General features: G+C 40.9%; 15 protein-coding genes and 2 pseudogenes. 12 read left to right on the plus strand and 5 right to left on the minus strand.

Annotated elements, in window-relative coordinates; all coding sequences use genetic code 11:
• Positions 1–217 precede the first annotated feature (217 nt).
• On the minus strand, positions 218–1,495 hold the full coding sequence (locus BTV98_RS06530) for an NRAMP family divalent metal transporter (RefSeq protein ID WP_058368818.1): 1,278 nt from the start codon (positions 1,493–1,495) through the stop codon (positions 218–220).
• A 144-nt stretch (positions 1,496–1,639) separates the two neighbouring features.
• A complete protein-coding gene (locus BTV98_RS06535; protein ID WP_058368819.1) occupies positions 1,640–2,629 on the minus strand; it encodes a LysR family transcriptional regulator in 990 nt (329 codons plus the stop codon).
• A 153-nt stretch (positions 2,630–2,782) separates the two neighbouring features.
• On the opposite strand from BTV98_RS06535, the gene BTV98_RS06540 reads away from it, so the two are divergent.
• On the plus strand, positions 2,783–3,799 hold the full coding sequence (locus BTV98_RS06540) for a hypothetical protein (RefSeq protein ID WP_058368820.1): 1,017 nt from the start codon (positions 2,783–2,785) through the stop codon (positions 3,797–3,799).
• Positions 3,800–4,376: 577 nt separating this feature from the next.
• Positions 4,377–7,118: an ESPR-type extended signal peptide-containing protein gene (locus tag BTV98_RS06545; RefSeq protein ID WP_083606123.1), complete on the plus strand. Its 2,742-nt coding sequence runs from the start codon at positions 4,377–4,379 to the stop codon at positions 7,116–7,118.
• 360 nt (positions 7,119–7,478) lie between these two features.
• Here BTV98_RS06545 and BTV98_RS06550 read toward each other — a convergent pair whose 3' ends face one another.
• Positions 7,479–8,369 (minus strand): LysR family transcriptional regulator, encoded by an 891-nt coding sequence (locus tag BTV98_RS06550; protein WP_058368822.1) that lies wholly within the window; start codon positions 8,367–8,369, stop codon positions 7,479–7,481.
• A 158-nt stretch (positions 8,370–8,527) separates the two neighbouring features.
• Here BTV98_RS06550 and BTV98_RS06555 point away from each other — a divergent pair, with 158 nt between their 5' ends.
• From BTV98_RS06555 to BTV98_RS06580, 6 genes are all read left to right on the plus strand, one after another.
• Positions 8,528–9,379, plus strand: coding sequence for an aldo/keto reductase (locus BTV98_RS06555; protein ID WP_058368823.1), 852 nt, complete (start codon positions 8,528–8,530; stop codon positions 9,377–9,379).
• Between the two features lie 21 nt (positions 9,380–9,400).
• The gene (locus tag BTV98_RS06560; protein WP_075103216.1) at positions 9,401–10,450 is read left to right on the plus strand and encodes an alpha/beta hydrolase; all 1,050 of its coding nucleotides are present in this window, start codon (positions 9,401–9,403) and stop codon (positions 10,448–10,450) included.
• Positions 10,451–10,539: 89 nt separating this feature from the next.
• Entirely contained in the window at positions 10,540–11,676 is a 1,137-nt protein-coding gene (locus BTV98_RS06565; RefSeq protein WP_227511747.1) for a carboxymuconolactone decarboxylase family protein, read from the plus strand.
• 16 nt (positions 11,677–11,692) lie between these two features.
• On the plus strand, positions 11,693–12,793 hold the full coding sequence (locus BTV98_RS06570; protein ID WP_075103217.1) for an alpha/beta fold hydrolase: 1,101 nt from the start codon (positions 11,693–11,695) through the stop codon (positions 12,791–12,793).
• A gap of 111 nt (positions 12,794–12,904) precedes the next feature.
• Positions 12,905–13,504 carry a flavodoxin gene (locus BTV98_RS06575; protein WP_256713852.1) on the plus strand — a complete coding sequence of 200 codons (600 nt, stop codon included), beginning with the start codon at positions 12,905–12,907 and terminating at the stop codon, positions 13,502–13,504.
• A 35-nt stretch (positions 13,505–13,539) separates the two neighbouring features.
• Positions 13,540–13,905 (plus strand): MFS transporter, encoded by a 366-nt coding sequence (locus BTV98_RS06580; protein WP_256713853.1) that lies wholly within the window; start codon positions 13,540–13,542, stop codon positions 13,903–13,905.
• Positions 13,906–14,023: 118 nt separating this feature from the next.
• Here BTV98_RS06580 and BTV98_RS06585 read toward each other — a convergent pair whose 3' ends face one another.
• Entirely contained in the window at positions 14,024–15,295 is a 1,272-nt protein-coding gene (locus tag BTV98_RS06585; RefSeq protein ID WP_075103219.1) for an integrase arm-type DNA-binding domain-containing protein, read from the minus strand.
• Positions 15,296–16,655: 1,360 nt separating this feature from the next.
• Between BTV98_RS06585 and BTV98_RS06590 the strand changes: the two genes are divergently transcribed.
• Positions 16,656–17,345, plus strand: a complete 690-nt coding sequence (locus BTV98_RS06590; RefSeq protein ID WP_058368826.1) for a hypothetical protein — start codon at positions 16,656–16,658, stop codon at positions 17,343–17,345.
• A gap of 89 nt (positions 17,346–17,434) precedes the next feature.
• Here BTV98_RS06590 and BTV98_RS06595 read toward each other — a convergent pair whose 3' ends face one another.
• Positions 17,435–18,178, minus strand: coding sequence for a zinc-dependent peptidase (locus tag BTV98_RS06595; RefSeq protein ID WP_058368827.1), 744 nt, complete (start codon positions 18,176–18,178; stop codon positions 17,435–17,437).
• A 515-nt stretch (positions 18,179–18,693) separates the two neighbouring features.
• Here BTV98_RS06595 and BTV98_RS06605 point away from each other — a divergent pair.
• From BTV98_RS06605 to BTV98_RS13845, 3 genes and pseudogenes are all read left to right on the plus strand, one after another.
• The gene (locus BTV98_RS06605) at positions 18,694–19,452 is read left to right on the plus strand and encodes a 5-oxoprolinase subunit PxpA (protein ID WP_058368829.1); all 759 of its coding nucleotides are present in this window, start codon (positions 18,694–18,696) and stop codon (positions 19,450–19,452) included.
• Positions 19,453–19,536: 84 nt separating this feature from the next.
• A pseudogene (locus BTV98_RS06610) lies at positions 19,537–20,982 on the plus strand (amidase).
• Between the two features lie 484 nt (positions 20,983–21,466).
• Positions 21,467–22,786 (plus strand): annotated as a pseudogene (locus BTV98_RS13845) (circularly permuted type 2 ATP-grasp protein); the annotation flags it as partial.
• Positions 22,787–22,925: the final 139 nt, after the last annotated feature.

Raw genomic sequence — 22,925 nt, forward strand, 5'->3', positions numbered from 1 at the left:
ATTCTGTTATGCATATTAATAAAAACAACAATTTTTAAATGGTTTATTCTGAAATATCTAGTTACATTTATACTGATTATAGTCGATTGTCAGAGTGTTATTAAAATGCCTTTCACGTTGTAATTGTTTTATATGTCTGATAATGAAAAAGCCCTTATAGCTAGAAGCTATAAGAGCCTGACATGACACGTTGTCTGTTACAGCTTTGACAAAAATATTAACCAAATAATCCGGCGAGATTGGCTAAGAACAATAAAGCAAAACCACTTAAAAACAGCAAGCCTGCAATCGAATAAGCGTTCATACCAAATGATAGTTTTTTATGATTTTTGACCAAGGTATAATTTAACCAACCAAAAATAGGGGCAGAGACAAAGGCGGATATCATGGCAAACTTAAGCATCGCGCCCAATTGCCCAGTAAAGAAAGTAATAATCACCAGCCCACCGCCGATGGCGTAAGTTGTCCAAAAGGCAATCTGTTTTTTATTGATTTCACCTTCGCCTTTTATCAAACGCCAGCACTCAGCATTGGCACGGCCATAACCATCTGCACAGGTAATTGTCGTTCCAAACATACACATAAAGGCGACGAACGCGACCAGCAGTCTTGACCATTCACCGATAGTGGCTGTATACATATTGATCAGCTGATTGATATAAGCACCGCCAACCAGCTCAATCTCTTGCCCTGAACCATACTGTACGAACACACCGAGCGACAAGAAAAATAAGGCCAAGATAGCAGAAACTAAAAAGCCCACATTGAAATCGAGTAAGCCTTGGCGATAAGTGGTGTTGTCCGCCTTTCTTTTGGCAGAGGTCCACATGGAGGTAATGGCTGCAAACTCCAATGGCGCGGGCATCCAGCCCATTAGTGCCACAATAAACCCTAACGTTGCTAAGTTCCAAGGAGAGGCGGGTATAAAGTCGGCAGTCATCACAGTTGGTTTGCCAGCAGCGATGATTACAGCAGCGACAGTCGCTAGAGTCAAGGCAATCATGATCCATTTGGTCACGCCATCTAATAACTTATAGTGTCCTGCAATCAAAAATACCCAGCAGATTACGACGATGATGAGCGATAGACCAATGGTTGAGATACCAAGGGAGGCGGGCAACATAAAGCCCAATATGACCGCTGCAATCAAGGACACGGCACCAGTACTAATTACCGCAGATAAGATAGAGAGAATGAAGTATACCCATAGGTAAGCTTTTGAGCGTTTGGCATATCCTGCAATCAAGCTTTCGCCCGTATCATAGACGTATTCGGTGCCAAAGCGGAAAAACGGGTATTTAAAGACGTTGGCAAGGATAATCATAATGGCCAGCTGCCAGCCGTATATGGCACCTGCCTGCGTCGATGAAATCAGATGAGAGCCACCAATAGCAGCAGTCGCCATCAAAATCCCTGGCCCAAAGATACGCCAGCTAAAGCCTTCTTGTTGAGCGGTGCTAACCGCATCGGGGTTATCAATTGGTCGTGTGGTCATAAATACCTCAATGTATATTTGATCGGCTCTCACTACCTTGTGATGAGCTCCTTTTTAAACGAAAGAAAAATGACAATAGCGACTTTAGCACACCTATGCTCACGTGCGATAATAATTGTGCTGATAAAAAAAGCCGCTTAGACACTAAATAAACCACTGCCGTCGATAAGTAATACCACGTTGTTCGTACACTGTATAGATTGCATCTAAGAGATTGGGGATCTTAGGATGAATGAAGTCTTTTAGTGTATGTAAGTACACAGGAGAGGTGATATTCTCATGAATCAAGCGCTGATAACTAATTTGTTCGGTACGTACCGTTTTTAGGCTGGCTGGTACTAAAGTAATCCCTTCGCCTGCCGCCACAAGTCCAAGCGCAACTTGTAAGTCGCTCACCTCGGTCGTCATCAGCGGGGTGATGCCGTACCTTGCAAACAGGTGCAACAAAGGCTCGGTGACAGGTTCGCTAACCGATAACGACTTGCTATTTGTCTCACCATTTTTGTTGGGCAATGCTGTGGCTGCAGGAGTAGATACGGGCAAATGAGTTTGATGATATAGAATTAGGCGGTTGTTTGCCAAATCAATCAAGCGTTGGTCTGTGCTATGAGCAAGCGGATGGGCTTTAGGCAATGCCACCAAATAGCGTTCATGATGCAATAGAATTTGCTGTATCCATGCATCTTGATGAGCAAAACGCCCAAAGCCGATGTCAATTTCACCCGATTTTAACGCTTCTACTTGTTGATATGAGCTGATATCTTTAAGATTAACTTCGATATCAGGATTTTGCTGTTTTAAGGACGCAATGATATCTGGCAAGTGCCCATAAAGCACTGATGGTACAAAACCTATGTTAAGTGCCATACTGGGCGCTGATAAACGTTGAGTCATGCTGGTGACGGTATTGAGCTCTGTCAATACTGCACGGACTTTATCATAAAAGAACTGACCGGCTTCGGTTAGTTGTAGAGGCCGATGATAACGATCAACCAGTAACACGTCCATATCAGCCTCAAGCTGTTTTAGCTGGCGACTAAGACTAGGCTGTGATAAGCCTGTTTTTTTGGCAGCAGCACTAAAGCTTTTGAGCTCAGCGATAGCAATAAAGGCATTGATCTGCTTTAAATCCATTGTTTATAGTCCTATCATAGTAGCTTTTTCTTCTTTGATTGAATAAAGAGTGTTATCTGCAAATCAATTAAATGATCAATATCATAGCGCAATTATGATAACGTAATTTTTACAAGCACTTAATATTAACGGTATTACTTGGTTTATTAACATATGAATGAATTGGATAACGGCAGCTTAGAAGACACTGATTTAGATAATAAAGAATCAGACAATAACAACCTGAAAAATAGTGACTTGGACAAAAATACGCCAAATGTAAAAGAAAAGTCGTCTGACAACGTCTACAGAAAAACCAACAAAACGAGTGATATCTACGAGCGTTTTATAAATCGCATGCAGGGTATTGGTGAATCTAATGTTGACAAAAACTCAAGTAATACCAATTTTAAAGAAAAATTATCTCATACAAAAACTGTATCTGAGCCTTTAGATAATATAGAGGGGCAACTCTTTTTAGAGACTGAACAGATCCCACATCATGATCAAAAAATCGATACTCAACAACTAGAGACCTCTAAAGCAAATACTGATAATGGGTTGGAGCTGTCTTTACTATCCTTACATGAAGACCCTACGCCTGACAATGAAAATGATAACGCGCCCGCACCTGTAACGACACCTGCAACACCAACTGATTTAGAAGCAGACTCTGATATCAAACAGACAAGCGTAACAGAAGATAAGCAAATTGGTAGCCTAAAGATCAAGTTATTGATTATTGGTATTGTGTGCGGATTACTGCTTAGTGGTCTTGTGGTTGCCATACTCACTATGACAGGTATATTTGCCAATAGTGAGTCAGCTACAAAAAGCTCAAATACAACAGTGATGAGCGTTGATGAAGCAGAGGCTGCGAGCATAAAGCCATTGAGTAATGAAGAGATGGTAGCGAAATCTGACGATATAAGTGAGGCAAATTTGTTAGATAACACTGTAACTACAGATGAATTACCGGTAGACGATCCAATCGACGAATCTAAGTTAAGCGATGAACAAATAAAAGATACGCTATCAAAGCCTAGCACAACACAACTGGTTACTGAAGTAGCTCCAACGACCGATACAGAAGCTGATCTTATCAAAAATAGCGATAGTGAAGCTATAATTAGCTATGAAGATTTTGCAGAGGAAGCGCAAAGTACCCTATATCGAGAAACGAATAACTAATCGTTGTGACATATAATCAAATTGTAAGTACTTAAAATGAGTTTTATAAAGAATGACCTTAAATTTATAGTAAAAATATTTAAAGATAAAATATAATATTAATAATAATTATTTATAAAACGATAATCAAATATTATAATAAAACAACAAATACAAACAAAACCATTTAAACAAACTTTTGTTATCAAGTTTTATTTTTAATAAACAACTATTTTTATCTAAAAAAGAATTGAGATTAAAAGAAAATTAGTCGTAAATTAGTAATACTTAGAGGTAGGCTACTAATCTAGTAGCGTTAAACACGCTCTATTATTGGATAATTATTATTCAATAGTAGAGCGTGTTTTTTATATGGGTGGTATATTTCCGATAGTTGTAGGAATACCATATACTTTATAAGAGATTAATTTTTTCATTTATTAGAGGGATAGAAAATTGTTCGCTAATATTCTCATCATATTTTCCTGTATAGAGTAGTAATAAATAATTACGCTATATTTACATTTTGTAAGCTTGTAAACATATTCGCTTTGATGAATACTAACTGAAAGTATTTTTTAAAGTGAAGGAGCAAGCAGTGAATAAGATATTCAAAAAAATTTGGAACCAATCATTAGGGCAGGTGGTAGTCACCTCTGAGACGGCAAAAAGTGCAGGCAAAACCAGCGGCGTAACTGGTAGTATTAGCCAAACGATTAGCCTATCTAGTCATTCATCCAACAGTTCATCTAATTATCCAATACTGACTCTAAAAGCTTTGGTTCTTGGTATGACAGCGATTAGCGCTACTGTCTGGGCCGATACTGGGTTTGATAATACAGATCCGAGTTACATTGATTTGAATAAAAACAGTAGTGATGTAGACCTTGATGAAAATCCAATGCCTTCATTCAGTACTGAAGTCGGTTTTGATAATATGGCAGGGGGTATATTTAGTAGTGCAGTCGGTAGTAAAAATCAAGCAATGCACGATAGTAGCAATGCTATAGGTTATAATAATAAGGCATCCGGTCATGAAAGTAGTGCGGTAGGTAGTAACAATAACGCGCAGACTTGGGGGACCGTTGCAATAGGTAATGGCAATGCGGCAGTAGAAGAGTATGGTGTTGCGATGGGTGCTGGTAATAGAGCGTCGGGTTTTTTTAGTAACGCTCTAGGTCGTGGCAATGAAGCATCAGGTATGTATAGTAGTGCATCAGGTAACGAGAGTACGGCATCGGGCGAAAACAGCAGTGCCGTAGGTTATATCAATGATGCATCAGGTGAAAACAGTAGTGCGATGGGTGCTAATAATACAGCATCGGGTATTAATAGTAGTGCGGTAGGGTATAACAATGAAGCAGCAGGTGAGGAAAATAACACCGCGGTGGGTTACAACAATACGGCAAGTGGTATGTTCAATAGCAGTGCGATAGGTTTCAGTAATGAAGCAAAAGAGAGGAATAGCAGTGCATTAGGTAATAGCAATAGTGCGGCGGGTTATTTTAGCAGTGCCATAGGTTATAACAATAATACATCAGATTATAGCAGTGCCGTAGGTTATACCAATAGTGCAACAGGAGCCTTTAGTAATGCTATAGGTGATAGCAATACGGCGACGACTTTTGGGACCAGTGCACTAGGTAGTGGCAATACGGCATCGGGGGAATATAGTAGTGCAATGGGTAATTCTAATAGAGCAGAGGGCTTTTGGAGCAGTGCACTAGGTCATGCTAATCGTACATCGGGTATGTATAGCAGTGCAGTGGGTAACGAGAATAATGCTTCAGGTGAAAACAGCAATGCGCTAGGGCACTCTAATACGGCAACAGGTGCTGTGAGTAATGCAGTAGGTGTTTCCAATGAGGCTTCAGGTGCTGCTAGTAGTGCAATAGGTCGTTCCAATATCGCATCCGGTAATGCAAGTAGTGCGATAGGTTACAAAAATGACGCAGATAGTGAATATAGCAGTGCGCTAGGCTCTTTTAATAAAGCAACGGGTATTAATAGCAGTGCGCTAGGTCGCTCCAATACCGCATCAGGTAATGCTAGCAGTGCAGTAGGTCGCTCCAATATAGCATCAGGTAATGCAAGTAGTGCGGTGGGTTACAAAAATGACGCGGATAGTGAATATAGCAGTGCGCTAGGCTCTTTTAATAAAGCAACGGGCATTAATAGTAGTGCGGTGGGTTATAGAAATATTGCCTCAAGTAGTTTTAGTAGCGTATTTGGAAGTAACAGCCGCGCTACAGCAGCACGTGCCACGGCCATTGGCCATAATTCTCTTGCGGATGAGGTAGATACCATTTCAGTGGGCCGCGTAGGTAGCGAGAAACGTATCACCAACGTTGCTGATCCAAAAAACGATTATGATGCTGCCAATAAACGTTACGTCGATGATCAAATACTAGTGTTACAAAGAAACTTTTTAGTTGCCCCGCAGTCAGCTATGATTCAGCCTGCATCTATTGGACCTGCACCTATTGAGAATGAAATCAGTAGGTTTACGTTTGCAGAGTTTGCAACTGCCGACAATGCAAGTATGAGGTCGGTAGAGGGAGATGCTATAGATAATAATGCTACGAGCGCTAATAACGCAGCCTGGCAAGGTGAAGGCGAGCAATCTATTGCCATTGGTGATGGGGCAGAAGCAAGCGGTGTGCAATCCATTAGTATAGGTACAGGTAATAAGGTCACAGGAGACCATTCTGGAGCGATTGGTGACCCAAGTGTCGTCAGTGGCGACAACAGTTACAGCTTCGGTAACGACAACACGGTGTTGGGCGATAATACTTTTGTAGTAGGTAACAATGTTAATACTTCAGCTGAAAACGCAGTGGTATTAGGCAATAACTCTAGTTCTGTTAGCTCTGATCTTGACCGTGACAACACCGTATCCGTTGGCTCTGCTAGTAACCAACGTCAAATAATAAATGTCGCTGATGGCACTGATGAGCATGATGCGGTAAACGTCAGACAACTACAAGCTGAAAAAACGAACGCTATCGAAACGGCCAATGCCTATACTGATACTGGTATAGCGACTTTGAATAACACATTCCAAAGTTATGAGGTTGAGACTGACAGACGTTTTCGAGAGGTCGATGAGCGTTTTGATCGTCAGGGTGCGATGAGTGCCGCTATGTTAAACATGGCCACGAGTACATCAGGTCTGTCAGGTAAAAACCGTATAGGCATAGGTGCAGGTTTTCAAGGATCTGAGCAAGCGGTTTCAGTCGGCTATCAACGTGTCATCCATCCTAATGCAAGTGTCAGTGTCGGTGGCGCTTTCACCAAAGATGAGACTTCTGGTGGTGTAGGCTTAGGTTATAGCTGGTAGGAATTGATTAAACACAAAAAAGGGATATTAAGTTATCCCTTTTTTTATAAGTATCTAATAGTGTCTAACCATGCGAACCAACAATGCATCTTATAGTTATAAAATAGTTTATTTAACTTATGTTTACCTAGAGTTCAGTTCACTAATAGTGATATAAAAACATGTAATTAAATCAATAACTTAAATATATTTTTTCAAATATAAAAAAAAGTAAGTTCATGAACTAATGGTTTTATATTGTTTTTGAAACTATTTTCACATGAATCTTGAAACATAGTTCATGAACCTGGAAAGTAAGTCTTATATTAAAAGGCACGGTACTTTAATATAAGCATCCGTTTGCCCTATATTAATTTGATATCAACGTAATGCGTCGATTAAAAGTCTAAACAGTAGCGAAGACTCTCGTCGAGCAGGATAATACATATAGTAACCGGAATAACTTATATCCCTATCCTCTAGTATTGTCACAAGCTCACCATTGATCAACTCTGATTCAACCATTGCTTTGGGTAACCAAGTAATACCCAGTCCGTCTAAGGCAGCCTTGACTTTGAGTCTAGCATGACTCACGACCATGACAAATTCAGGTTTGAGACTCACCACCTCATTGTTTTTTTCTAAATTTTTAAATTCCCACGCCATGATCTGTTCGTGGGTAGGTAAACGCATCCCAATACAACGGTGTTGGTGCAACTCTTCAGGAATGTGTGGCGTACCATAAGTTCTTAGATAATCGGGTGATGCCACCGTAATCATTTGCAATTCATCACTGACTTGCACAGCAATCATGTCTTTATCGACATGATGTCCGAGACGAATCCCAATATCATAACGATCTTTGACAATATCTGAAAAAGTATAGTCAGTGGTGAGTTCTAATTGAATATTGGGATGCTCATATGAAAATTTGGCTAACTTTTCCCACAATAAAAAATTGAGACTGAGCTCAGTGCCATTAATTCTCAACCGTCCACGAGGATAATCACGAAATTCATTTAGGTTATAGAGTTTTTGTTCAATCCCTGTAATGAGAGGTTCAATATCATTCAGCAGTTGCTCACCCTCTTGTGTCGGCGAAACACTGCGTGTGGTGCGGTTTAGTAATTTAATCCCAAGACGTTGTTCCAACGTTTTAAGAGTATAGCTAAGGGCTGACTGCGATACGCCTAATTGTCCGGCGGCTTTAGTAAAACTTCCTGTTTGGGCAATCACAACGAAAGCTTTTAAATCGTTTAAGTTTTCAGACATTTCCCACCTCAAAATAAAAATGACATTTTTTTTGTTAATTAAGTGTAATTAATCAAATATTTATATAAATGTAATCGAATTTACCTAACTAATATATTGTTTATTGTTAGGGTATAGTGGATTTTCAGTCAATACTATATACGTGATGAGAGATCGCAATGAAAACAATTCGATTAAATAATGATCTTGAAATGCCAATCGCCGGTTTTGGCGTATTCCAAATAAATGATCCTGTGCAATGTGAACAAGCTGTATTGCATGCAATTGATGCAGGTTACCGATTGATTGATACCGCAGCCTCTTATCAGAATGAAACCCAAGTGGGTAATGCACTTCGCCAAAGCCAGGTTACCCGTGAAGATTTATTTGTGACCACAAAATTATGGTTACAGGATGCTAGTTATGAAGGTGCAAAAGCCCAGTTTGAGCGTTCTATGAACCGTTTGCAACTGGATTATCTTGACCTGTATCTCATTCACCAGCCGATTGGTGATGTACATGGTGCATGGCGAGCAATGGAAGAACTGTATGCAGTAGGGAAAATCCGTGCAATTGGGGTGAGTAATTTTCACCCTGATCGCTTAGCCGATCTGATTGCATTTAATAAAGTCAAACCAGCGGTGAACCAAATTGAAGTGAATCCATTTAATCAACAGCTTCATGCCGTACCATGGATGCAGTCCCATGATATTCAGCCAGAAGCTTGGGCACCATTTGCAGAGGGACGGAATAATTTATTCAGCCAGCCTGTACTTGTTGAGATTGGCAAGAAATACGGTAAATCCGTTGGACAGGTGGTACTACGCTGGTTATTACAACGCAATGTAGTGTCCTTAGCCAAATCAGTACACCAAGAACGCTTGCAGGAAAATATTGATATCTTTGACTTTGAATTATCGATTGAGGACATGATTCAAATCACAGCAATGGATACCGCCACTAGCGCATTCTTCTCGCATCGCGACCCCACCATGATTGAATGGCTAGCTGGTCGAAAAATGGATGTCTAAACGTAAAATTTAGGAGAGATCATGAAAGTTTTACAAACCATTTTAATGTCGGCAATGATCACAACTTCAGGTGCAGCTATTGCAGCAGATAAAAAGGACAATCCTTTTGACTTAGTCTATGGTGGTGCAATTACTGAAAATATCAAAGGTCAGGTCAATATTCATCCAGTCAGTTATAAACTCAATGGTCTGGATATTGTTGCCAATGTCTATACCCCAGCCAACTATGATGCAAATAAGAAATATCCTGCGGTTGTAGTAGCACATCCGAATGGCGGCGTTAAAGAACAAGTTGCAGGGTTATATGCTCAGCGTTTGGCTGAACAAGGTTATATCACCATCACCGCTGATGCAGCTTATCAGGGTGGAAGTGGTGGTCAGCCTCGTAGTGTTGATAAACCTGCAAATCGTATTGAAGACGTACACGGTATGGCAGATTTTATTACCCAATATACAGGGGTAGATAACAACCGTTTGGGCTTACTTGGGATTTGTGGCGGTGGAGGCTATTCATTGGCAGCCGCAGAAACAGATAAACGTTTTAAAGTAGTGGCGACTTTAAGTATGTTCAATTCTGGAAGAGTACGTCGTAACGGCTTTATGGATTCGCAGCTAGATACTATTCAACAGCGTTTAAAACAAGCCACGGATGCTCGTGCTCAAGAAGCTAAAGGAGGCGATGTTCTCTATGCAGGCGATGCAGATATGACCGATGAGCAAATTGCTGCACTACCATTTGAAATGTATCGTCAAGGTTATGAATACTATTGGAGAACGCATGCTCATCCAAATTCAACCTTTAAATACACCATGAGCAGTTTACTTGATTTGATGCGTTGGGATGCCACTGATCAAATTGAATTGATCAATCAGCCATTACTGATGATTGCAGGTAGTAAGGCAGACAGCCTTTATATGACCGAAGATGCTTTTGCCAAAGCCACCGGCACAAAAGATAAAACCTTATTTAAGATTCCAAATGCTACGCATATTGAAACCTATTGGAAGCCTGAGTACGTCAAGCAGGCAATGAATCAATTGACTGCATTTTATGGCAAAACGCTGAAATAGAAAAATTTGTGCTTTGCATAATGAAGGCAGTGATTTGATAAGTTTCCTTGAATCATTGCTTTATTACTTAAACAGGGATGATAGAACATATGATAAGAAATCAAGTGTATGCCTTATTTTTGATGGGTTCCCTTTCAGCTATGGTCTGGGCAGATGATAAAATGGAGCAACAGATCACTCTAGCAGATCAGCTTGATACTCAATCTGCGCCTGCCAGTAATTTTTCAGGACAAGCCAACTTTGCCCGTTTTCCTGTGATACCCTCACAAGGTGATGTTGCACCAGCTGTCGTCAATTTTGCAGCAGGTACGATCACTCATTGGCATAGCCATCCACATGGCCAGTATTTGATTGTGACAGAGGGCGAGGGACGTACGCAAGAATGGGGTAAGCCCATTCAGACTATTAATAAGGGCGATACTATCTGGTGTCCACCCAATGTCAAACATTGGCATGGTGCAAGCGAGTATAGCCCAATGTCGCATATTGCGATTAGTCCTGTTGCCAAAGATGGTGAAAGCGTCACATGGCTGGAAAAAGTGAATTTGCCGGCTCAACTGCAAACGTCAGCACAGCCTAAAGCAAATACCTCTGTGATATTAAGCCAGAAGCAACTCAGTTTGATTCCGATTGCAGCCTTTAATGCGACAGGCAATCTTGAGAAGCTTAAACCAGCATTAGTCAAAGGATTGGAAAACGGTTTAACAGTAAATGAAATCAAGGAAGTTTTTGCCCATCAATATGCTTATGCTGGTTTTCCACGTGCATTAAATGGAATGCTAACTTTTAAAAGCTTATTGGAGGAACGTGAAAAACAGGGTATTAAGGATGTACAAGGTGCAATACCAAGCACTTTGACAAGTGATACCAATTACTATCAATTGGGTATAGAGCGACTCGCTTATTTGAATAAAACATCTATCAAAGACAATACAAAACCGCTATTTGAAAATTTCTCACCAACGATGGATTATGCTTTAAAAGCCCATTTGTTTGGTTATTTATTTAGCCGAGATAATTTATCGCCTTTAGAACGTGAGTTAGTGGTAGTCAGTACTTTATCAGCGCTCGGTGATGTCAATGCTCAACTGCGTTCGCACTTAAGAATCACCCGCAATTTAGGTGTGAATAATACTCAGATGCAAAAAATTGTAGCTACTTTACAGCAATCCATTGGGGTAGATTTGGCAAACAACACCCAAAGTGTTTTACAGCAACTACAATAACGGAGAGCTTGAAAAAATGACCAATACAACATTCATATTCAGAAACACACTGATTTCGATCTGTCTTGCAGGCATTATTTCAGGCTGTTCGATCAGTCCACATCAGTCCACTGCTTTAAGTATAGCTGAGCAAGGAAACTTCGCTGCAGGTGGTAAAGTAATTCAAAGTGCAGGTCAGTTTGACGATAAACAACTCTTTAACCCACAAGGTCAAACTTTGCATGGTGATCATGCTTCAGTGTTTTATCAAATTCCTGAACATGCTCGTTCTTATCCATTGGTGTTTTTACATGGTGCTGGTCAATCGGCAAAAACTTGGGGAACTACTCCTGATGGTCGTGAGGGATTTCAAGAGATTTTCCTACGTCAGAATTTCCCAGTTTACGTCGTTGATCAACCACGTAGAGGACAAGCAGGACAATCTACCGTAGCAGCCGAAGTACCTGCTACTACCCTTGATCAGGCTTTGTTTAATATGTTCCGTATAGGACAATATCCAAACTTCTTTAAGGGTGTACAGTTCTCGCAAGATCCAGCCGCTTTAAACCAATACTTTCGTCAAATGACACCGAATACGGGTGCTTATGACGAACAAGTTATTAGCGATGCAATGGTTGAAGTTTTAAAAAGATCAGGTGATGCAGTGCTGATTACTCACTCACAAGGCGGTGGGCCAGGTTGGTGGACAGCTATCAAATCGGATCAGGTCAAAGGTATCGTTGCCTATGAGCCAGGTAGTGGTTTTGTTTTTCCTGAAAATGAGCTGCCTGAGCCGATGCCGAGCGCCACAGGCACATTAACGGCCACCCCTGTAAAAATGGCAGAGTTTCAGAAGCTGACCAAAACGCCGATCATTATTTATTATGGCGATAATATTCCAACTGAAAAAAATGGCTATGCAGGACAAGAATACGCAGGGCAGGACAACTGGCGTGTACGCCTAAAAATGGCGCAGCTTTGGGTAGATAAAATCAATCAGCATGGCGGTAATGCGCAGTTGGTACATTTGCCTGATATTGGTATTTATGGAAATACTCATTTCCCATTTTCAGATTTAAACAGTCAGCAGATTGCAGAACTACTATCGCAATGGCTCAAGCAAAATAAACTGGATTAATTGAGAGGGAATACTATGTCAATCACGTTGCGGATGATGTGGATATTCCTGTGCACACTCTGCCTAACTGCTTGTCCAACAAGTGCAGAAAATACAGGAATAGCACAAAATATGGAACCATCTCCTAATACCACTATGGATGGTGATAGCAAAGCCCTGATTGTTTATTTGTCCCGAACTAAAAATACCGAAGCACTTGCTAAAATGGTGCAAGAAAAAGTCGGTGGAGAGTTGGTTGCTTTAGAGTTACAAAGACCTTATCCAAAAAATTATCAAGCCATTGTCAGTCAGGTTGATCAGGAAAATGAGGATGGTTATTTGCCACCATTAAAAACTCAAATTACAGATATTGGGCAATACGATATCATTTTTGTTGGTTACCCAACATGGGATATGCAGTTGCCGCCACCGATCAAAAGTTTCTTAAATCAATATAAAGTCGATTTGAATGGCAAAATAATTGTGCCATTCAATAATAATGCAGGCTATGGCATGGGGCAGAGTCTTGCCCAGTTCAGCCAGTATTGTAAAGACTGTCAAATCATGCAAAGTATTGAGCTGCGAGGTGGAATTGAACGAGATGGCGTTTTATTTGTAATGGAAGGGGAAAGAGCCAGTCAAGCCAAAACTGAAATCACTCAATGGCTGCAAAACTTGTCAACAAGCTCCCCAGTGATACAACAGCTATTGCAAAAACAATCGGCGAACTAAGTTGTTTTATTTCTACAATCCATTGAGTCTTTAAAATGTCTGTTTCTTCTTCTCGTTCCCAAAATCTTAATGCCACATTAAAACCCTCAAGCTGGTTTTTTATGGCGATTTTGGGTGCATTAATGGCTTTTACCTCGCTCTCAACCGATATTTATTTGCCTGCAATGCCGCAGATGGCGCATGAATTAAATGGAAATGTTGAGCTGACGGTTACAGGGTTTCTGGCTGGGTTTGCATTGGCACAGTTGATATGGGGGCCGATAAGTGACCGTATCGGAAGAAAGTTTCCTTTATTTATTGGTATGGTTCTTTTTGTGATTGGCTCCATTGGTTGTGCGTTGTCACAAACAATTGAACAGATTGTATTTTGGCGAGTATTTCAAGCCTTTGGTGGAAGATAAAATAATTAATAAGTTTGAAAAAATTGAAAATCATTCTGATCAAAAGCTAATTGGTAATGACTGAATTTATAGCTGAGTATAAACATATACCGATCCTAGTTTTGAACTCTATGATTGCTCATTTGAAATGACCTCGCAGCTCATCTACATAATTTGCCCAATCTTGCATCATCTGCACCCTAGTATCGATTTCATCAAGTCTGTTATAAGCCCCGCCATGTGTGTCTTTGATACGATGACCTAGTTGTAATTCTGTGACGATATCTGAATAGCGTAACTCAGGCTGTTCCATGAGCAAAGTTTTAGCCGATGCTCGAAATCCATGCGCACATTGCACGTCTTTATATCCGAGCCGATGAAAAACCTGTACCAACGTCGCTTTACTGATATAAGCATTACTTGAACCACGCATCGAGGCAAATACATATTCTTTATGCCCAGTAATTGAATAAATATTTCGTAATCGCGCAATTACTTGCTTGGCTAAGGGGACGACTAAGTGCGAGACCATATCATCGCGACCTTCGCCCTTGGTCGGGGAGAACGCCCATACATCATTGTCCCAATCGATGTCATCCCAACGCATTGAGCGCAGATCGATACTACGTACAAATACATACGGCAGTAGGTTCATAGCCTCTAGTGTCATCTTACTTGCGCCTTTAAAGTTGGACATATCCTTTAAGAGAGTTGCGAATTGCTCTGGTTTGGTGATGGCTGGTAAGTGATTGCCTGAGCTGGCAGGTGCAAGCTCACCACGGGTATCAATTGCCACATTTCTATCGCATAACCCTCGAGCAACAGCGAATGAAAACACTTTTTCAGTATATAAACGAGTGCTCGCCCCAACGAAAGTCGCTTGATTATCATTGTTTTGAATCGACTCGCACACACTTAGTATCATCTCGCTAGTGATATCGTCCATTCTTAAACCACCAATTTCTTGGCACATATATCCTAGGCATAAATCCCAAAACTTGAGGGTTGACTCACTATATGATGGTTTTTTAGATTTACCTTGATTGCGACCTGATGTTTTGTGTTCTCGCCATGCTTGGGCAATGTCAGAAAATGGTGCATTTTTTAGGTGAGTATATTTGTTGGTTTGCTCTTTTTGCTGGATAGCTTTAGGGTCAGAGCCTTTGGCGACCATATCAAGGATAGTGTCTGCTTTATACTTAACCTCATGTAGACTGATATCCTCAATCTTACCCAGCATCATCCTAGGGCGTTTGCCATCTATATGCGGATGTGAATACCGCAAGTAGTATTCCTTTTTACCATTTGGATAAATGCGCAGGCTTAAACCAGCCACACCTGAGACACTGACCGAATAATCCTTGTCTCGGCATTCAAGCTTATTGATATCGTTTGCATTATTGATAGTCATGATGTGTATCCTTAATTTATCTAAGATAGATGAGTTATGATTATTGATCTGATATCTATATGCTGAGGTCCAGAGTAATCTTTTAGTAGGTATTCCAAGTTAAGGAAAGCCGCAAGGAGTATTGTTGGACACTGTCATGGACACTAGTATTCGCTAACATTATTAGTAAAACCTTATATAATAATAGTTTTAACACTAAATTATCCCCAAGTGAAGGTTGGGGATAATTATAGTATAGTGGAGAAAGAAGGAGTAAGCTATTTTTTTGTTGATATATATGGCGTTTGAAGGAATAAACTTCACATAGGCTAAAAGTAAGAGTTCTCTTTGCTATTGGCAATAGAGTCCTTCGGCATATTTGCACGAAAAACCGTGCTCCTGTACTCGCACAGAATAGCTTAATCAGGGTGATAGTGCTGTTCTGTGCAAATTTGGAAGGTATCAAACCAATGCTTTAGATTAAGATATTTCAGTAAGAACGAGAGATGTTAGAAAATACCAATGAATGTCTCACTAATCAGGAAGGCTCTTTTGGTGACTCTAAATAAAAACGTATTACAACGTAGTTAGCTATGATAATAGCAGCTATAAGGTGTATATAGACTTGGACTTACTGAGATGCCAAGTAGGAGCATTATCAGAGCTTGTGTACGTTCTTATCAATGATATAGAGTAATAGGCATCCACAAGGGTTATTGCTTTTACTTTGAGCTGATTGTTACTTGGTGGCGAATGCTTCTGTACCTAACGTAGTTCAAGCACATTCGCATTAATGAGGAAGTCGGCTAAGCTACCAACAATCGATTGATGAGTAATTTGATTATTAGATGATGATTAGGAATGACAGATTATTCATAGGGATTATTGTGCCGTATGAAGGTAGTAAACTTAGCAATGATGAATAGAACAAGTTTATCAAACAGGTTAACTAGCGACATAGTTTAATACGTTAAGTTCGATTACAAATACAATAGGATCAGTGATAGCTCTGTACATTGACTCCTTAAGACAGCTTAGCTAGTAATTGTATTAGTGTTGATGAAGATGACTTTATGAATAGTTAGTAGGTATGAGAATTAATCAATCATCAACCAATCTTGATAAGGATTTATCATATAATCATAACTCCATGAACTTATTGTACGGTAGCCTTAGTTTAACATAATATACATTATGCGAAAACAAACCAATAGTCTTAACAGTTGAGAATACTATCTTCAATGACGATTAACTATCATCAATTGACGTTTATTTTGTTTGTGCGAACAACATCTTTATTTTGATAGCCAAACCAAATCTACTAATTTACTATTTATACTTTTACCGTGAAAAATTCAGTTACAGCGTTAAGGATATTTTTATGACTCATTCATCTTTTTTATTCTCACAACTAAGCACGGCCAAATTATTTACTCTCAAATCATCAATCGCTGCTTGTAGTTTTCTTATTGCGCTAGCGTTGCCTGGTTGTCAATCTCAGATGATTACTGACAAACCTACAGCAGGTATTTCAATTGACACTCCAAGGTTTAATACACAAGCTGACAGTAAAACGCTCACGCTGAACTATGCCAAAGATATAAAGACTGCATTGGCTCAGCAAGATTATGAAGCGCTTATTCCATATATCCATCCGACACGCGGTGTGCGCTTCTCAATGTATGCTTACATCCAGCCTGAATCTGATAAAGTCTTTAGCCGTGAGCAATATGTGCAATACCTTAATGAATCCGACATTCGTTTTACTTGGGGACAAAAAGACGGTACTGGCAAGCTGTATATCACGCCTTTACCAGACTATCTTAAAAATTGGATTCAAGCGGATTATTTTGACACTCAGACAGCGACTATCAACCATACCTTAGCCTCAGGAAACAGCATTAACAACATTGATAAAATCTATCAAAATTCAGATTATGTCGAGTTTTATAACCCTGGTGTCGATCCTCAGTTTGGTGGCTTAGACTGGCGAGCGCTGCGTCTGGTATTCGATGACTATCAAGGTAAGCGTTACCTAGTCGCTATTATCAGTGACCAATGGACGATATAAAAGTTACTCTATTTTCGAGATAGTCAACATATATTCGTTTTTGTGCATGTTGAGACCAATTACTTCTGTACAGCTTTTATAAATATAACCTACATAGGTGTCTGGCGAAAAAACTTCACCATAATGTCATAAATATCAGGATAAGCATCGATTAGTTTTTGCGGAGTTTCAAAAAACACTTCGCTAAGCACAGCAAAAAACTCCGCCGGATTGGTCGCGCCATAACGATCAAGACCTGACTTACGATGCTTTTGAAAGTCTTCAAAATCGCGGCTCATAATTTTCGTCCAGCGCGTCGGATCCATATCAGGCTGCATGGGCGGAAAGCCATTGGCGCGGCCATTTAACATATCGATCTTATGCACAAACTCATGAATGACGACATTGTGACCATCGCGCTCGCCTGAGTGCTTAGCGTCTTTCCATGATAAAACGACAGGTCCACGCTGCCACGCCTCCCCGCTTCGATGTTGCTGGCCTTCATGAACGATACCGAACTCGTCTGTAGTGGTATTATCACTCTTATATGAGCCGTTATAGATGATGACTGAAGACCAGCCTTTATACCATTCAAGTCCTAAATTCAATATCGGCAGGCACGCTTGCAAAGCGATAGACAGTCTGACTTTATCAGTTACCTCAAAGCCCTGAGCGCCTATGATAGACTTGTCGTCCAAAAACAACGTTGCCAAATCAAAAAGACGAGTGAGATCTTCTTTACTTAGTCTATCTAGGATCACAATGCGCTTGGCTGCACGCATCCAGTCTTCGGTAGTAAAGTCGCTGTTATCAAGTACGCGCTGCTCACGCCAGTCTTTTATTATCTCAAACATGGTTTTTATCCTTCATTGATTCAATTTATTAAGACAATTAAACCCTATCTATCGCATCTATTCGCTGCATGATGTTATCAATCAAATTGAGGACAGCGTTGATATTCATATAGTGCTTGATATCGTTATGGTCTAACGCGTGCCAACATGTCAGCGCCCTGCTCTGTTTTTCATTTTTACAAATAAAGACTAATACAGGCGCCTTAAAAATATAAGGATCAAGGTAGAGCTGCATGCTTTAATCTAAAATGATTCATTACTTTGAACTTGTTTTTTTTAATAAAACTTAAATTAAAAATTACATTGTAATATATCTCTCTTTTATCAAAGCGTCTATGATTAAAGTAAATGTCCTACAGCTACGCATGAAGCTTTGATAACAATAAACCGTTTTGCTTTAGCTACTACTTATGCTGCTTTAACTTTGCATAACCATCATTTATAAATGGCTTTAATCATATTCATATAGCTTTTTAATGGACATAAATATAAAGATATTGTTAAGGAGCCACTCAATGGTATCAACGATCGATTTGAATTCAGATATGGGAGAAGGGTTTGGCGCTTGGACGATTGGTGACGGGGTCGATCCCGATATCATGCCATTTATTAGCTCAGCCAATATTGCCGCAGGTTTTCACGCCGGCGACCCCTCTATTATGGCTGAGACGTTGCGTCTGGCAGCGCGTCATGAAGTATGCGTTGGTGTCCATCCAGGTTTTCGTGACTTGGTGGGCTTTGGACGTCGCCATATCTTAGCATCTGCTGATGAACTGGTGAATGATGCATTGTACCAATTAGGTGCTCTACGAGAACTTGCTCATCTTAAAGGTCTAACGATGCATCATTTCAAACTGCATGGCGCATTATTTATGCACGCAGCACGAGATGAAGAATTTGCTGAAAAGCTAACTTCTGCCCTAGCAATTGTCGCTCCCAACTTAGCTATTTACTGCTTGGCAGACACCGCAATTGATCATGCAGCAAAAAATGCTGGGTTACATAGAGTGCATGAGTTTTATGCAGATCGTGATTACGACGATGAAGGAAATCTTGTGTTTGTGCGCAAGATCAAGCCACTTGATCCTAAGCGTGTGGCACAAAAAGTATTACGTGCCTGCCAGCATAATGAAGTAGAGTCAATTAATGGCCAGCTATTAACGGTTAAATTCGATTCTGTCTGTATTCACAGTGACACTCCAGGCGCCCTTTCACTGATCAAAGCCGTACGAGCAGCTCTTGATAATGCGGGCATCGAGGTGGCAGCTCCTTAACTTAATTTTCATTAATGATAATTTCAAGGAAGAAGGAAGACAATCATGAAAAATCTCGAAATTGAAGAATTAACTATTACTGATATGCAAGCGCATCTCAAAGATGGATCGCTAACTGTACGGGGTCTGGTTGAAGCGTACCTCGAACGCATTGAAACCATTGACAGATCTGGTCCTACCCTTAACTCTATCATTACTATTAATCCACTCGCGCTGAATGAAGCCGATCGTCTTGATTCACATTTTGCAGAAACCGGCGAATTTGTTGGGGCGTTACATGGCGTACCAGTGCTCGTAAAAGATCAGATAGAAACTAAAGATATGATGACGACCTTTGGTTCTATCGCTCAGGACGGCTACCAACCAGAAGACGACGCAACTGTTGTCAAAAAGATAAAGGCGGCAGGTGCCATTATCCTTGCCAAGACAGTATTGCCAGATTTTGCATCATCATGATTTGGCTTCTGCTCAAAACAGGGTGAAACCAAAAATCCCTATGTTTTGTCACATGATCCAGGTGGCTCTAGTAGTGGTACAGCTGCTGGTATAGCGGCGAATCTAGGGTTGGTCGGAGTTGGCGAAGACACTGGTGGATCTATACGTTTGCCAGCCAGTTTTACCAATCTCGTTGGTGTCCGTGTCACCCCCGGCTTAATAAGTCGTGACGGCACGTCACCTCTGGTGGTGTTTCAAGACACAGCAGGACCGATGGCGCGTACTGTTACGGACGCTGCACTCCTTTTGGATACAATGGTGGGCTATGATCCAAAAGATGAATATACTACCGCAGCAAGTATTGCCAATCATCAAGGCAGCTACACGGATGCGATGGATGTTGACAGTCTCAAAAATGCGCGTCTGGGCGTTGTACGCAATGCTTATGGGCCAAATGATAACACTGAATCGGCAGAAGTTAATCAGATTATTGACTCAGCCCTTGAACAAGCAAAGAGCGCTGGCGCAGAGCTCATCGATGTTGAAATACCAGATATGATGGAACATATTACTGAAACCTCCTTATATGGTTCGCATTCGCGACACGACATCAATGAATTTTTAGCCTCACGTGAAAACATGCCAATCAAAAGCCTTGAGGAAATTAAAGAAAAGGGCTTGTTTCATCCTGTGCTAGACCTTTTGATTGATATATTTGAAGGGCCAGTAAACCCAGAAGATGAGCCTGATTATTTCAAAAAACTTGCCGCTCGTGACAAGTTCCAGCGTTTAGTTGCCGGAATCGTTGCAAAAAACAACTTAGATGCGTTGGTATTTCCCTGTATTCAGATTTTGCCACCATCGAAACAAGACATACGTGATGGCAAGCATCAGGTATTAACATTCCCAACAAATACTTTGATTGCTTCGCAGACTTGGATGCCATCGATTTGTTTGCCCGCTGGATTTAGTAAAAATGGGTTGCCTGTCGGTATGGAGCTGGTTGTTTTGCCCTATCATGAGCCTGATTTATTCCGATTGGGTTATGCGTTTGAACAAGCCAATAATGTACGTCAAGCGCCTAAGTATTTATGATTTTTTAATTTTGAGACTCGCTTTAACGGCTAAAAATATAGCCGTTAAGGCTAATGCCCTACTGCGTTTATTACCATCGAATATCAAACCCTTATTGTGCATTGGCTTATAGACACGGTATAGTGAATATAAGACATTAGCTATATATTGGACATATTGCAATATCAGTCCGCCTATCATAGCCAGTCTACTTATCATAACAATAACTTTACCAAGGATGCGTGAGGTATTTATGAATAAAGAAGCGACTCAGTCCCAAGCCCAAAAACAGTCTCAAAACCAAAACGACGAAAGTGCTGAAAACCAAAATCAGACACAAGCATCAACAGCTAGCAAACCTGCTACCAAGGCCGATTCTGCAAACACTACAAAAAATACAGCAACGAAGTCTAAAGAAAAGCCGCAATGCTTCGATGAACTAAAGATCAGTAAAGACAAGTACCGTCCAGTGGCACAGGCAGTTGGTGACTGGCTAGATGATATCAGTATTGATGGTCTCAATCATTTAAATGAGCAAGCCGAAAATATTTTTTACCGAAAAGGCGTTACTTTCACCGTTTACAGTGATGCCAAAAACATCGAGCGGATGATTCCATTTGATATTATTCCACGCATCATTGCTGCAAGTGAGTGGCAGCAGATTGAAGCTGGTTGCAAGCAGCGTACCACCGCCTTAAATGCTTTTTTGCATGACATTTATCACGATCAAGCCATCATGAAAGAAGGCATTGTCCCTGACGCTTATGTCTATGCTAGCGGTTGTTATGAGCCATGGATGATGGGTATTGAGCTGGATAAACCTATCTACTCACACATTAGTGGTATCGACCTTATTCGTGATGAGGGCGGCCGATTTTGTGTATTGGAGGACAACCTACGCACGCCCTCTGGTGTCTCTTATATGCTTGAGAGCCGTAATATATCAGAGACACTGCTGTCCGATTTGTTTGCGCACACTCCTATTTTGGGCGTTAGCGATTACCCACAACGCCTCAAAGCCTGTCTTGCCAGCTCAACGAGCAAATACGATCCACAAATCGTCATCTTGACGCCTGGACGCTTCAACAGTGCTTATTATGAGCATGCCTTTTTAGCACATGAGATGAATGTGCCTTTAGTACATGGTTATGATTTGGTGGTCGAGGACAGTAAAGTCTATATGCAAGGCATTCGCGGTAAAGTACAAGTTGATATTATTTATCGCCGTATCGATGACCCTTATATTGATCCGTTAGCATTTCGCTCAGACTCTATTTTAGGCGTGTCAGGACTAATGAGTGCCTACCGTGCAGGCAATGTGGTCATCGTTAATGCCCCAGGCACTGGCGTCGCTGATGATAAGAGCTTATATCCGTTCGTACCTGATATGATTGAGTTTTATCTAGGTGAGAAGCCTATCTTACCTAATATTGAAACCTTTCAATGCCGCAAGCCTGATGAATTAGAATATGTGCTGAGCAACTTAGACAAATTGGTCGTCAAAGAAACGCAAGGTTCTGGTGGCTATGGGATGCTTATTGGACCGACCTCCACCAAGCAAGAAATTAGCGACTATCGTAAGCGTCTGCTTGACAACCCGGCAGGATTTATCGCTCAGCCGACTATCTCATTGTCTACCAACCCTACCGCTGTGAGCGACGGTATCGCACCGCGTCATATCGATTTACGCCCCTTTATCCTCAGTCATGGTGACGGTTCTGTGGACATTGTCCCTGGCGGTTTAACCCGCGTGGCAATGGTCGAAGGCTCATTAGTCGTCAACTCGTCTCAAGGCGGCGGTATTAAGGATACATGGGTCATTGACGATAGTGATTTGAAACCGTCAGCCAAGAATGATGTCAATCAAACGATTAAAGGCGATAGCCAAGCTAATGCTTATCATGCCAATTATCATAACCCTGCGCAGCCTCTAGAAGCCGGGTATGAGAGCTTCGATGATGCGC

Source organism: Psychrobacter sp. Cmf 22.2 (assembly GCF_001921745.1).
Lineage (GTDB): Bacteria > Pseudomonadota > Gammaproteobacteria > Pseudomonadales > Moraxellaceae > Psychrobacter.